10 protein-coding genes are annotated in these 14103 nt (G+C 57.1%); 3 read left to right on the top strand and 7 right to left on the bottom strand.

Annotated features, from left to right (window positions below; translation table 11 throughout):
- Nucleotides 1–115: 115 nt before the first annotated feature.
- Nucleotides 116–559 (bottom strand): Lrp/AsnC family transcriptional regulator, encoded by a 444-nt coding sequence (locus tag AC007G_RS18795; protein ID WP_004863438.1) that lies wholly within the window; start codon nucleotides 557–559, stop codon nucleotides 116–118.
- A 108-nt stretch (nucleotides 560–667) separates the two neighbouring features.
- Here AC007G_RS18795 and AC007G_RS18800 point away from each other — a divergent pair, with 108 nt between their 5' ends.
- Entirely contained in the window at nucleotides 668–1564 is an 897-nt protein-coding gene (locus tag AC007G_RS18800; protein ID WP_032687116.1) for a DMT family transporter, read from the top strand.
- A gap of 17 nt (nucleotides 1565–1581) precedes the next feature.
- On the opposite strand, the gene narI is transcribed toward AC007G_RS18800, so the two are convergent.
- The 5 genes from narI to AC007G_RS18825 all read right to left on the bottom strand — a co-directional run bounded on the left by narI (nucleotide 1582) and on the right by AC007G_RS18825 (nucleotide 9979).
- Nucleotides 1582–2259, bottom strand: coding sequence for a respiratory nitrate reductase subunit gamma (gene narI / locus AC007G_RS18805; RefSeq protein WP_004863445.1), 678 nt, complete (start codon nucleotides 2257–2259; stop codon nucleotides 1582–1584).
- On the bottom strand, nucleotides 2259–2969 hold the full coding sequence (gene narJ / locus AC007G_RS18810; RefSeq protein WP_032697392.1) for a nitrate reductase molybdenum cofactor assembly chaperone: 711 nt from the start codon (nucleotides 2967–2969) through the stop codon (nucleotides 2259–2261). The genes narI and narJ overlap by 1 nt, the downstream gene beginning before the upstream one ends.
- Nucleotides 2966–4504, bottom strand: coding sequence for a nitrate reductase subunit beta (gene narH, locus AC007G_RS18815; RefSeq protein ID WP_032687113.1), 1539 nt, complete (start codon nucleotides 4502–4504; stop codon nucleotides 2966–2968). Before narH ends, narJ begins: the two co-directional genes overlap by 4 nt.
- The gene (locus AC007G_RS18820) at nucleotides 4501–8244 is read right to left on the bottom strand and encodes a nitrate reductase subunit alpha (RefSeq protein ID WP_142630660.1); all 3744 of its coding nucleotides are present in this window, start codon (nucleotides 8242–8244) and stop codon (nucleotides 4501–4503) included. Before AC007G_RS18820 ends, narH begins: the two co-directional genes overlap by 4 nt.
- 343 nt (nucleotides 8245–8587) lie before the next feature.
- Nucleotides 8588–9979 carry a NarK family nitrate/nitrite MFS transporter gene (locus tag AC007G_RS18825; protein WP_032687111.1) on the bottom strand — a complete coding sequence of 464 codons (1392 nt, stop codon included), beginning with the start codon at nucleotides 9977–9979 and terminating at the stop codon, nucleotides 8588–8590.
- Nucleotides 9980–10290: 311 nt separating this feature from the next.
- Between AC007G_RS18825 and narX the strand changes: the two genes are divergently transcribed.
- Both narX and narL read left to right on the top strand, forming a co-directional pair.
- Nucleotides 10291–12069, top strand: coding sequence for a nitrate/nitrite two-component system sensor histidine kinase NarX (gene narX, locus AC007G_RS18830; protein ID WP_046852285.1), 1779 nt, complete (start codon nucleotides 10291–10293; stop codon nucleotides 12067–12069).
- 10 nt (nucleotides 12070–12079) lie between these two features.
- The gene (gene narL, locus AC007G_RS18835) at nucleotides 12080–12730 is read left to right on the top strand and encodes a two-component system response regulator NarL (RefSeq protein ID WP_142630658.1); all 651 of its coding nucleotides are present in this window, start codon (nucleotides 12080–12082) and stop codon (nucleotides 12728–12730) included.
- Here narL and AC007G_RS18840 read toward each other — a convergent pair.
- Nucleotides 12727–14103: a YchO/YchP family invasin gene (locus AC007G_RS18840; RefSeq protein WP_085397053.1), complete on the bottom strand. Its 1377-nt coding sequence runs from the start codon at nucleotides 14101–14103 to the stop codon at nucleotides 12727–12729. The two genes, narL and AC007G_RS18840, sit on opposite strands and share 4 nt — an antisense overlap.

Below are 14103 nucleotides of genomic sequence, written 5' to 3' on the forward strand. Positions count from 1 at the left end.
CTCCCCGTAACTTCTTAGCTAACCTCATCGCGTTTGCACGCTATTCTGCCCATGTGGCAGTTAGCTCCGAATCAAGCAAAACGGTTAACACATTGATACTGCTATTCAGGTGACGTTACATCGGCGGCAGACGGCGGGTTACCGGCGAGCTTTTTACTATCGAAGTATTACACTGGGCATGTTCTGCCAGGCCATCCAGCAGGGTATCAAGCTGCGCAATATCCCGCACCACCAGGCGCATCACGAAACAATCCTCGCCCGTAACCTTGTCACATTCGATACATTCTGGCATTGCCTGGATATATTTATCGACCTTCTGCAGCAAGCCCGGCAGCGGTCTGACGCGGACCAGCGCCTGCAGGGTATAACCGAGCGCCGCAAGGTTAACCCGGGCGCCGTATCCCTGAATCACCCCGCGCTCCTCCAGTCGCTTCACCCGCTCTGCGGTACTGGGTGACGTCAACCCCACCCGCGCGCTCAACACCTTGAGCGATATGCGCGCATCTTCCGCCAGACAGGCCAGAATGGCGCGGTCGATATTATCAATTAAGTGTTCCATTCGTTTTACCTGATAAATAAAAGCAATACTCGCCTTTCACCTTAGATCATGCATATCAACCTGTCAGCAGATTAACGACAATATTGGCATCATCACGGAGGTAAAAAAATGGCACATACAGTAACGGGCGTCTGGCAAATGAGTCTGGCGATGATCATTTCGGGTTCGATCGGCGCCTTCGTTTTACTCTCCGGCTTGCCGGTTATCGATGTGGTCTTCTGGCGTTGCCTGATTGGCGCCCTGACCTTACTGGGGTTTATCTCTTTCAGCCGCCAGCCGTTCAGCCAGCTCACGCGGCTAACGTTGCTGCTGGCGATCCTCGGCGGCATCGCGCTGGTCATTAACTGGCTGCTGCTGTTTGCCGCTTACGCCCGAATTTCGATTGGCATGGCTACCGTGGTGTATAACACTCAGCCGTTTATGCTGGTACTGATGGGGATGCTGACTGGCGAGCGGGTGACGCTGATGAAATGGGGCTGGTTAACATTGGCTTTTTTCGGCGTGGTCGTCCTGCTCTCCAGCGAGCTGATGCAGGCTCATGGCAGCCAGCTGGCTACGGGTATTGCGCTGGCCCTTGGCGCCGCCTTTTTCTACGCCTTAACTGCGATGATCGCCCGCAAGCTGCGGCCGCTTCCGCCTCAGCATATTGCCTTTATTCAGGTTATCGTCGGGACAATCATGCTGCTACCGCTGGTTCACGCCCCCGATGTCACCGCCGGGTTCCCCTGGCGCTACCTGCTGATTCTGGGCATTGTGCATACCGGTATTATGTACCAGCTGCTCTACAGTGCGATTCAGAAACTGCCGACACCCATAACCGGTTCGCTCTCCTTTATCTATCCGCTTGTGGCGATAGTCGTCGATTATCTGGTCTTTCACCATGCGCTGACGCCGGTGCAGTTGGTCGGAGGCCTGCTGATTCTGTTTGCGGCGGCGGGAAATAATCTGGGCTGGGGCGACGGGCTGGCGTCGGGCCACAAAAAACCCCGCCAAAGCGGGGTGTGATCTGCCGGACAGGGCTATTAGCGACGGGCGCGGACTATCTGATATCTGCGCGTCAGGTATTCTACCGGCACGCTCCAGATATGTACCAGACGGGAGAACGGGAACAGCAGGAACAGCGTCATCCCCAGCACCAGGTGCATACGGAAAATAAAGGCGACGCCGTCCAGATGCGCGGATGCGCCGCCGTGGAACGTCACCACCGACTGTGCCCAGTTCACCAGCTTCATCATTTCGCTGCCGTCCATATGCTGGGCCGAAAACGGAATGGTCAGCAGGCCCAGCGCACACTGGAGAATCAGCACGGAGAGCACCAGAATATCCGCACCGGTCGTGGTTGCCCGTACGCGCGGGCTGAACAGACGACGTTTCAGCAACAGCACGCCCCCCACCAGACACATCACGCCGGACGCGCCGCCGGCAAACATCGCCATTTTCTGCTTCACTTCCAGCGGCAGCCACGCTTCATACATCCAGTGCGGCGTCAGCATCCCAAGGAAGTGTCCGGCGAAAATGCCCAGAATCCCGATGTGGAACAGGTTGGACGCCAGATTCATCCCTTTGCGATCCAGCATCTGACTGGAGGCGGCGCGCCAGGTGTACTGTCCGTAATCGTAGCGCAGCCAGCTCCCTATCAGGAACACCGCTCCGGCAATGTACGGATAGATGTCAAAGAAGAACATATTCAGGAAGTGCATTATTGCTGTCCTCCGTTAGAGATATTCAAATATTGCGGGGCCACGGCTCCGGCAAAACGACGCTGGTGAGCGGCGATATCGGACTCACCGCAGCCTTGATCGGCAAAGAATTTCACCTGTTCTTCTTCCCAGACGGCATCCAGCGCCTGCGGCGTATCGTCGCGCGCTTCATCGGCGATTTTTTCCGCCACTTTCGCTTCATCTACCGCACTGTTTGCCAGCTTCAGCAGCTGTTCAAACAGAACGGCATAGCGGCTTTCACGCTGCTGCAGACGCGCGCAAAGCAGCGCCAGAATCGGCGCGATATCCTGCAGACCGCCAATGGCTTCACTCTCCGGCAGCTGCGCGAGATATTCCAGATACAGCGGCAGATGATCGGGCAGCTCGCGGCTGTCGAGCACCAGACCGTGCTGCTCATACTGATTCAACAGATCGACCATCGCCTGCCCGCGATCGCGAGATTCGCCGTGCACGTGCTCAAACAGCAGCAGCGAGGTAGCGCGCCCCCGGTCAAACAGTTCGCTATAGGCGGCCTGCGCATCCAGCAGATCCTGCGCGGTTAAATCTCGCAGGAAGACGCCCAGGGCCTGGGCATCGGCTTTTTCCAGTTTCTCTGACGTAGCCAGAACGTCGAAGAGTTCGTTCTGATGCTGCCATAAGTCCGCATCCGGGTACTCAAGCAGACGTGAAACAACCACAAGTTCGATCATGCGTGCGGCTCCGTTTTGCTGGTCACATCTACGGCATCGATGCGGCGGCTGTTGAACAGGTTGAAGGACGAATCAGACCCGTGGCAGCCGTCACCGAAGCTAAAGCCGCAGCCGTTTTTCTCCGGAAAGGCTTCGCGCGCCAGTTCACGATGGCTGCTCGGCACCACGAAACGGTCTTCGTAGTTCGCAATCGCCAGATAGCGGTACATCTCCTGCGCCTGCGCTTCGGTCAGCCCGACCTCTTCCAGCGCCCGCGTATCGATGACGCCATCGACGGTTTCCGTACGTTTGAAATGACGCATCGCCAGCATGCGTTTCAACGCCAACAGAACCGGCTCGGTATCGCCTGCGGTCAGCAGGTTGGCCAGATACTGGACCGGGATGCGCAGACTTTCGACATCCGGCAGGATGCCGTTGCTGCCCAGTTCCCCCGCATCGGCGGCGGACTGGATCGGCGACAGCGGCGGCACATACCAGACCATCGGCAGCGTGCGATATTCCGGGTGCAGCGGCAGCGCCAGCTTCCAGTCCATCGCCATTTTATAGACCGGCGATTTTTGCGCCGCATCAATTACGCTCAGCGGAATACCGTCTTTCTGCGCCTGCTCAATCACTTTCGGATCGTGCGGATCGAGGAAGACATCCAGTTGACGCTGGTACAGATCTTTTTCGTTCTCGGTGCTGGCCGCCGTTTCGATGGCATCCGCGTCATACAGCAGCACGCCAAGGTAACGAATACGACCGACGCATGTCTCAGAGCAGACCGTCGGCTGACCCGCTTCAATACGCGGGTAGCAGAAGATACATTTCTCGGATTTGCCGCTCTTCCAGTTAAAGTAGATCTTCTTGTACGGGCAGCCGGTAATACACATTCGCCAGCCGCGGCATTTGTCCTGATCGATCAGCACAATGCCGTCTTCTTCACGTTTGTAGATAGCGCCGCTCGGGCACGTCGCCACGCACGCCGGGTTGAGGCAGTGTTCGCACAGGCGCGGCAGATACATCATGAAAGTGTTTTCAAACTGGCCGTACATCGCTTTCTGCATGTTCTCGAAGTTTTTGTCTTTCGACAGCTTCTCGAACTCACCGCCCAGATCGTCTTCCCAGTTCGGGCCTTTCTCGATCTTGTCCATCCGCTGACCGGTAATCAGCGAGCGCGGGCGGGCGATGGGCTGCGCCTTGCTGTCTGCCGGCGCGTTGTGCAGCGTCTGGTAGTCAAAATCAAACGGCTCGTAATAATCGTCCAGACCCGGTAGATGCGGGTTAGCAAAGATTTTACCCAGCAGCAGCGCTTTGTTACCCATACGCGGCACCAGCTTACCGTTGATCTTACGGATCCAGCCGCCCTTCCATTTCTCCTGATCTTCCCAGTTGGTCGGGAAACCGGTGCCTGGCTTGGTTTCAACGTTGTTGAACCACGCGTACTCGGTCCCTTCACGGCTGGTCCAGACGTTTTTGCAGGTCACTGAGCAGGTATGACAGCCGATGCATTTATCGAGATTCAGCACCATGCCGACTTGTGAACGAATTTTCATTTTACGCTCTCCTGTACCTGGTCATTGCCTTCGCCATCCAGCCAGTTAATGTTCTTCATTTTACGGACTACCACGAACTCATCGCGGTTAGAACCGACGGTGCCATAGTAGTTAAAGCCATACGCCAGGTGCGCATAGCCACCGATCATATGGGTCGGTTTCGGCGTAATACGCGTCACCGAGTTATGAATACCGCCGCGCTGCCCGGTAATTTCTGAACCCGGCAGGTTTACGATACGTTCCTGCGCGTGATACATCATGGTCATCCCGGCCGGTACACGCTGGCTCACTACCGCTCGGGCGGTCAGCGCGCCGTTGTTGTTGAAAACTTCAATCCAGTCGTTGTCTTCAATCCCAATCTCTTTGGCATCTTCTTCGCTCATCCAGACGACCGGCCCACCGCGACCTAATGTCAGCATCAGCAGGTTGTCGCTGTAAGTGGAATGAATACCCCATTTCTGGTGCGGCGTGAGGAAGTTCAGCGCCTTCTCCGGGTTGCCGTTGGACTTCTCTCCCATCACCGATTTCACCGAGCGGGTGTCGATCGGCGGCCGGTACACCAGCAGGCTTTCACCGAAGTCGCGCATCCACTGATGATCCTGATAGAGGGACTGTCGACCAGAAAGCGTACGCCACGGAATCAGCTCATGAACGTTGGTATAACCGGCGTTGTAGGAGACATGCTCGTCTTCCAGGCCTGACCAGGTCGGGCTGGAGATAATCTTGCGCGGCTGCGCCTGAATATCACGGAAGCGGATCTTCTCGTCTTCTTTGTTGAGCGCCAGGTGGGTATGATCGCGACCGGTAAATTCGCTGAGCGCCGCCCAGGCTTTCACCGCCACCTGGCCATTGGTTTCCGGCGCCAGCGTGAGGATCATTTCTGCCGCGTCAATCGCCGTATCCAGCATCGGCTGACCTTTCGCCGGGCCGTCCGCCTTGGTGTAGTTGAGCTTACGCAGCAGGTCCATTTCGCTCTGGGTGTTCCAGGCGATGCCTTTGCCCCCGTTACCGATTTTCTCCATCAGCGGGCCGATAGAGGTGAAGCGTTCATAGGTTGCCGGGTAGTCGCGCTCAACCGCAATGATATGCGGCGCGGTTTTACCCGGGATCAGGTCGCACTCGCCTTTTTTCCAGTCCTTCACATCCAGCGGCTGCGCCAGTTCGGCGGCGGAGTCGTGCTGAATAGGCAGCGTGACCACGTCGGTTTCTTTCCCCAGATGTCCCACGCAGACTTCGGAGAATTTCCTCGCGATGCCTTTGTAGATTTCCCAGTCGCTTTTCGATTCCCAGGCCGGGTCAACGGCGGCAGACAGCGGGTGAATAAACGGATGCATATCCGACGTATTCATGTCGTCTTTTTCATACCAGGTGGCGGTCGGCAGGACGATGTCAGAATAGAGACAGGTGCTCGACAGGCGGAAGTCCAGCGTCACCACCAGATCCAGTTTGCCGTCGAGGCCGTTATCCCGCCACTCCACCTCTTCCGGCTTCACGCCGCCCTGCTTGCCCAGATCCAGCCCCTGAATACCGTGCTCGGTACCCAGCAGATACTTCAGCATGTACTCGTGGCCTTTACCGGAGGAGCCCAGCAGGTTGGAACGCCAGATAAACAGGTTACGCGGATGGTTTTTGCCGTTTTCCGGCTGCTCCGCCGCAAAGCGAATCGAGCCTTCTTTCAGTGACTTAACGGTGTAATCCACCGCGCTCATACCGGCTTTTTTCGCCGCATCGGCAATGCGCAGCGGGTTGGTCCCCAGCTGAGGCGCCGACGGTAACCAGCCCATGCGTTCAGCGCGCACGTTGAAGTCCAGCATGTGGCCGCTGTAGCGCGACTTGTCCGCCAGCGGCGACAGCAGTTCCTGCGCGGTGACGGTTTCATAACGCCACTGGCTGGAGTGGTTATAGAAGTAAGAGGTACTGTTCATGTGACGCGCCGGACGCTGCCAGTCGAGCGCAAACGCCAGCGGCTGCCAGCCGGTCTGCGGACGCAGTTTTTCCTGGCCCACGTAGTGCGCCCAACCGCCACCGCTCTGCCCCACGCAGCCGCAGAAGACCAGCATGTTGATCAGACCACGGTAGTTCATATCAAGGTGGTACCAGTGGTTCAGACCGGCACCGACAATAATCATCGAACGACCATGGGTCTTATCGGCGTTATCGGCAAATTCACGCGCGGTACGAATGATGTGCGCGCGGGAGACGCCGGTGATTTTTTCCGCCCACGCCGGCGTATAGGCTTTAATATCGTCGTAGCTGGTTGCGCAGTTTTCATCGTTGAGGCCGCGATCCAGACCGTAGTTGGCCATGGTCAGGTCGTACACGGTGGTCACCAGCGCGGTGGTGCCATCCGCCAGCTGCAGACGTTTCACCGGCAGCTTATGCAGCAGAATATTTTCCAGTTCGACGCTGGCGAAGTGTTCGGTGCCGTCACCGCCAAAGTACGGGAAGCCAACCTGCGCAACATCGTCGTGGCTGCCGAGCAGGCTCAGGCGCAGTTCAACCTCTTCGCCGGTGGTACCGTTACGCTGCTCAAGGTTCCATTTCCCTTTTTCACCCCAGCGATAGCCGATAGAGCCGTTCGGCGCCATCATTTCACCTTTTTCATCAAAGGCGACGGTTTTCCATTCCGGATGCTCCTCCTGGCCCAGACCATCCACCAGGTCGGCAGCGCGCAGCATGCGGCCCGCGGCGTAATAACCGTCTCGCTCTTCCAGCATCACCAACATCGGCATATCGCTGTAACGGCGAACGTAGTCGGTGAAATACTGGCTCGGTTTATCGAGATGGAATTCACGGAGCATGACGTGGCCCATCGCCAGCGCCATCGCCGCATCGGTGCCCTGCTTCGGCGCCAGCCACAGGTCGCAGAGCTTGGCGATTTCGGCGTAGTCCGGGGTAATCGCCACGGTCTTGGTGCCTTTATAGCGAACTTCGGTGAAGAAGTGCGCATCCGGCGTACGGGTCTGCGGTACGTTAGAGCCCCAGGCGATAATGTAGCTGGAGTTATACCAGTCGGCTGATTCCGGGACGTCGGTCTGCTCACCCCAGGTCTGCGGGGAGGCCGGCGGCAGGTCGCAGTACCAGTCATAGAAGCTCAGACAGGTGCCGCCAATCAGCGACAGATAGCGCGCGCCGGAGGCATAGGAGACCATCGACATCGCCGGGATTGGCGAGAAGCCAGCCACGCGGTCCGGACCGTAGGTTTTGACGGTGTAGACGTTAGAAGCCGCGATCAGCTCATTCACTTCCTGCCAGGAGGAACGGACGAAACCGCCGCGCCCACGCGCCTGTTTGAAGCTTTTGGCTTTATCGGCATCTTCAATAATGGAAGCCCAGGCATGCACCGGATCGGCATGCTGCGCTTTCGCTTCGCGCCACATTTTCATCAGCCGTTTGCGCATCAGCGGATACTTCAGACGGTTGGCGCTGTAGAGATACCAGGAGTAGCTGGCGCCGCGCGGGCAGCCGCGAGGCTCGTGGTTCGGCATATCCGGGCGAGTACGCGGATAGTCGGTCTGCTGGGTTTCCCAGGTGACGAGACCGTTTTTAACGTAAATCTTCCAGCTGCATGAGCCGGTGCAGTTTACCCCGTGAGTGGAGCGCACAATTTTGTCATGCTGCCAGCGCTGGCGGTATCCATCCTCCCAGTCCCGGTTGGTGTTTAGAAGCTGGCCATGCCCATCGGCAAAGGTTTCACCCTTCTGTTTGAAGTAGCGAAACCGGTCCAGGAATTTACTCATCGGGTTTCTCCTGTTTGGAGCCTGACGGCTCTCTGATAAATCGACATTGCTGGATTTGCAGCGAAGGTAACGCTATGAAAGAGGGAGAGAATTGATAACGATCAATGCGATAGGGCTTATAAATAGCCCCTCAAGCGGTGAATACCACCGAAGTGGTAGCATTTTCTATTTTTTATCTTTATGTTTTTTAAGGATTTTAATAAAAAACGAGCGGTTATTGTACGCCTGCGGCGTTCACCGGGGTATTAAGGGGTAGATACTCCTGTCGGCGGGTTGACCTCACTCCTGACGACATAAAAAAGGGCGCAATATGCATTGCGCCCTGTGAGCAAACAAAGAGGGCTTAAGACTTCTGTTTACGACCGTAAACCGCCCAGGTAATCAGCACGCAGGCAACATAGAAGACGAAAAAGATCTTCATGGCGCCTGCCGGAGAACCGGTCAGTTCCAGAGAAATACCAAACGCTTTCGGAATAAAGAACCCGCCGATAGCGCCGATGGCAGAGATAAAGCCCAGCGCTGCCGCCGTATCCGTTGCGGCTTCACGCATCGCCTGCTCTTCATTACCGCCCTGCGCTTTTACGCGTTCCATGGTCATTTTACGGAAGATTACCGAAATCATCTGGAAGGTAGACGCGCTGCCCAGACCAGCCGTCAGGAACAGCACCATAAACACGCCGAAGAAGGCAATGAAGTTGCCGCCGACACCATTCGTTGGCAGCGTCAGGAACAGCAGGCCGCTGAAGATAGCCATCACCACAAAGTTCACCAGCGTGACGCGGGTACCGCCCAGACGGTCAGAGATAGCCCCGCCCATCGAACGCGCCAGCGCGCCGATAAATGGCCCGAAGAAGGCAAAGTGCAGAATCTGCACATCCGGGAACTGGGTTTTCGACAGCATCGCAAAGCCCGCCGAGAAGCCGATAAATGAGCCAAAAGTGGCCAGATAGAGCAGCGCCATGACCCACAGATGGGCGCGCTTCAGCACCGGCAGCTGCTCGCTCAACGATGCCTTCGAGGCCGACAGGTCGTTCATAAAGAACCACGCCGCCAGGGTGAAGATAATCAGGAACGGCACCCAGATCCACGCCGCGTTTTCCAGATACAGCATCGAACCATCCGGCTGCTCGCTGCCCGTACCGCCAAAGACGGCGAAAATAGACAGCGAAACCACCAGCGGTGCAACCAGCTGCATCACGCTGACGCCCATATTGCCAAGGCCGCCGTTAAGACCGAGAGCGCCGCCCTGCTTCTGCTTCGGGAAGAAGAAGCTGATGTTGGCCATGCTGGAAGCAAAGTTGGCCCCGGCAAAACCGCAAAGCAGAGAGATAATCACAAAGACGCTGAACGGCGTAGAGGTATCCTGCACCGCGAAACCCAGCCATACGCAGGGGACAATCATGATCCCGGTACTGAAGGCGGTCCAGCGACGGCCACCAAACAGCGGAACCATAAAGGCATAGGGAACACGCAATAACGCCCCGGAGAGTGCCGGCAGCGCGGTCAACATAAACAGCTGGTCGGTCGTGAACTGGAAGCCGACCTTATTCAGATTGACCGCCACCGCGCTGAACAACATCCAGACGCAAAACGCCAGCAACAAACAGGGAACGGAGATCCATAAATTCCGGCTTGCAACGCGGTGGCCACGCTGCTGCCAGAACTCGGGATCTTCAGGACGCCAGTCGGTGATGACTGAAGTACTGGCCTTCTCCGGTAGGGAAGATTGACTCATAAATACCTCTGATTATTCATATATCCTGCCGCTACATTAGGGGTTACAGAGGGCGGTAAGTTGATATAAATCAAAGGAAAAGTGGTCATTAAATTGCTTAAAAAAAGCCCATCACCCGAAGTGAGTAGCCATTTTCGCTAAAAAAAGTGTGGTTTTTCACATGGCTGCCGGGTTTAAGCCATCGCCTCTCGCAAACCTACCCACCACCGACAATTAAGGGGTAATCCCTTATGGGTATGGGTATACTCCATGGGATATCCGAGAATAGACGCCACTCCCGGATGGTTTGCCGGTCAGGAGCCACGCACGCTATGTTAAAACGTCTTTTTACCCCGCTTACGTTAGTGAATCAACTGGCGTTAATCGTGCTGCTATCGACAGCGATTGGCGTCGCAGGAATCGGTATCTCTGCCCGTCTGGTACACGGCGTACAGGGCAGCGCGCACGCGATCAATAAGGCCGGTTCGCTGAGAATGCAAAGCTACCGTCTGCTGGCGGCAATCCCGCTCAACGCGAGCGATAGCAAGCTGCTCGACGAAATGAACGCCACCGTCTTCAGCGAAGAGCTGCAGAATGCCGCCCTCCGAGACGGCCAGGATGGCCAGCTTAAAGCGCTTCAGCAGTACTGGCAGCTGGAACTGGCGCCGGGGATGAAACACGCGCAGAATCAGGCTACCGTCGCCACGGACGTCGCCAGCTTTGTCGACCGGATAGACCACCTGGTCACCTCTTTTGATCACACCACCGAGCAGCGCATCCGCTACGTCGTCTGGATGCAGCGGGTGATGGCCATCGGCATGGCGCTGCTGTTTTTGTTCACTATCGTCTGGCTGCGGGCCCGTCTGCTGCGCCCGTGGAAACAGCTGCTGGCCATGGCCCGGGCGGTCAGCCATCGTGATTTTACCCAACGCGTCCATATCAGCGGTCGTAATGAGATGGCCAGCCTCGGTATGGCGCTTAACAACATGTCAAAAGAGCTGGCGGAAAGCTATTCAGTGCTCGAACGACGGGTGCAGGAAAAAACCGCCGGGCTGGAGCAGAAAAATGAAATCCTCGCCTTTTTGTGGCAGGCCAATCGTCGTCTGCACTCCAGCGCCCCGCTTTGTGAGCGTATTTCACCGGTGCTCAACGGCCTGCAGGGGCTGACGCTGCTGCGCGATATTGAGGTGCGGGTGTATGACTTCGAAGATGAGGACAATCATCAGGAATTCGTCTGCCACTCAGATTTAGAGTGCGATGACAAAGGCTGCTATTTATGTCCGCGCGATCTGCCGCCGCTGCCGGATGCCGGCGCCACATTGAAATGGCGGCTGTCCGATGCCCATAACCAGTACGGGATCCTGCTGGCGACGCTGCCCGCAGGACGTCACCTGAGCCACGATCAGCAGCAGCTGGTGGATACGTTAGTCGAACAGCTGACCTCCACGCTGGCCCTCGACAGGCACCAGGAGCATCAGCAGCAGCTGATCGTGATGGAGGAACGCGCCACCATCGCCCGCGAGCTGCACGACTCCATCGCCCAATCGCTCTCCTGTATGAAAATGCAGGTCAGCTGTTTACAAATGCAGGGCGAAAACCTGCCGGAAGAGAGCCGTCAGCTGCTGGGCCAGATTCGCAATGAGCTGAATACGTCATGGGCACAGCTGCGTGAACTGCTGACGACCTTCCGCCTGCAATTAACCGAAGCGGGACTGCGCCCGGCGCTGGAGTCCAGCTGCCAGGAGTACAGCGCCCATTTTGGCTTTACCGTCCAGCTTGATTACCAGCTACCGCCGCGCTTTGTCCCGTCGCATCAGGCTATTCACGTCCTGCAAATCGCTCGTGAGGCGCTGAGTAATGCGCTGAAGCACGCGCAGGCGACCGAAGTGACCGTCACCGTCTCACTGCGGGACAACCAGGTACGGCTGGTGGTTGCAGACAACGGCCGCGGCGTGCCCGATCAAGCGGAACGAAGCAACCACTACGGCTTAATTATCATGCGGGATCGCGCCCAGAGTTTGCGCGGAGACTGTCAGGTTCGTCGCCGGGAAAACGGCGGTACCGAAGTGGTCGTCACTTTTATCCCGGAAAAATCGTTTTCAATCCAATAAGGAGACCCCTATGAGTCAACAGGAACGGGCAACCATCCTTCTCATTGACGATCATCCAATGCTGCGCACCGGCGTCAAACAGCTCGTCAGTATGGCCAGCGATATTCAGGTTATTGGCGAGGCCGGCAACGGTGAACAAGGTATCGCCCTCGCGGAGACGCTGGACCCCGATCTGATCCTGCTGGATCTCAACATGCCCGGAATGAACGGTCTGGAAACCCTCGATAAGCTGCGTGAGAAGTCGCTCTCCGGTCGCATCGTGGTATTCAGCGTCTCTAACCACGAAGAAGATGTGGTCACCGCTCTCAAACGCGGCGCTGACGGCTACCTGCTGAAAGACATGGAACCAGAAGATCTCTTAAAAGCGTTGCAGCAGGCCGCGGCGGGCGAGATGGTCCTCAGCGAAGCGCTCACGCCGGTGCTGGCAGCCAGCCTGCGCGCCAACCGCGCCACGTCAGACCGCGATATCAGCCAGCTGACGCCGCGCGAGCGGGATATTCTCAAGCTGATCGCCCAGGGGCTGCCGAACAAAATGATCGCCCGTCGTCTGGAGATAACCGAAAGTACCGTGAAGGTGCACGTTAAGCATATGCTGAAGAAAATGAAGCTAAAATCACGTGTTGAAGCGGCGGTATGGGTACATCAGGAGCGGATTTTTTAAGGCGTATCCCGCCAGGTGACGCCGTCGGCCGAGAATTTGACCAGCGGCTCGGTCAGCGCCAGCGCGATCTCATTGGATGAAACGCGCTGACCCGTTTTGTCTTCCACCACCACCGACAGGTGCCACAGATTGGTCGCTCCCGGATCGCTGCTCCAGGCCGGAAGAATCACGCTCCAGCCGTCCGGGCTGTTGGTATCTACGGGAGACGTTAAGCTCAGCGACTGCGTATCGCCTTGCCATTTCAGCGACTTTATCCCGTGCAGGCTACGAATTTGCAGCTTCAGTTGCACCGTCTCCCCCGGCTGTAAATCCCACGGCGGCGTCGCCAGGTAGACCGACAGCGATTTACGCTGACGATACTCGACCACCGGCAAATTATCGCGTTCCGGGCTGTCGTAACGACTGCCGCGCAAGGAGCGGCTGACCGCCACCTCATCGGCCGCCAACTGCTGTTTAAGCGGCACGCCAAAACGGTAGTTCAGATTCAGACCGACGTTGTTTTGACTGAGCCCGCTTTCACCCTGCTTATGTTTTGCCGTCATGGTCACTAACGGCACGGGGGTATAGTTCAGCCCCACCGACACCGCCACCGGGTTACGGTAGCCGGTCCCGGAATGGAACAGGTCGACGCTATCGCCAAAGTACTGCTCGACGCTGACGCTGGTATTAATATGCTGATAGAACGGTAGCCGCGCCTGGGCGGTAACATCGTAGCCGCTCGCCATCCGCTGTTCCTGCGTCAGGCTATCGCCATGCTGCCAGCTGCCGACGGGATGGTAATAGTTGGCCGACAGGCGCAAATATTCGCCCCAGGCTTCGGCACCAATACTGCCTCGCGCTATATGCTCACCCAGCACTTTGTCGTAGAACGAGTTATAGCCCAGCAGCCAGTCGCCTCTTCGCCAGCGCTGTCCCAGACCAATGTTCCCCACCAGATCGTTTTCCCGCTGGGTGACGGAATACTGATTCCAGGTCAGGTAATCGCCGTTATCCTGCAGCGGGATAAACCAGTTGCCCTGACTGCCGGTGAAGTTGCCTTCTTTATCCACCCGCAGATTGACATTGGCATTGCCCCACGGCGAGAGCCAGTTTTCCAGCTGATGACTCAGCTCGTTGCCAAGCTTGCCGATGGCCAGCATTCGCGCCTGTTCACCGGTCGTCAGACCATTATCGCTCATGCTGGCCTCACCAAACTTTTTCGCGACTTCCGCAAAATGCCGGGCGTCGTCATCCACCTGTGGCGCAATCCCCAGATCCGGCAGCGCCGCCTGCTTTTCACTGAACGCCGTATTTCCCTGCAGGGCACGCGCAGGAAGGCCTGCCAGCAGCAAGAGTAGTGGAAGGAGTGGGGTCACGCGGTACGACACAGGCAT

The organism is Klebsiella sp. CSG-1 (genome assembly GCF_056521145.1).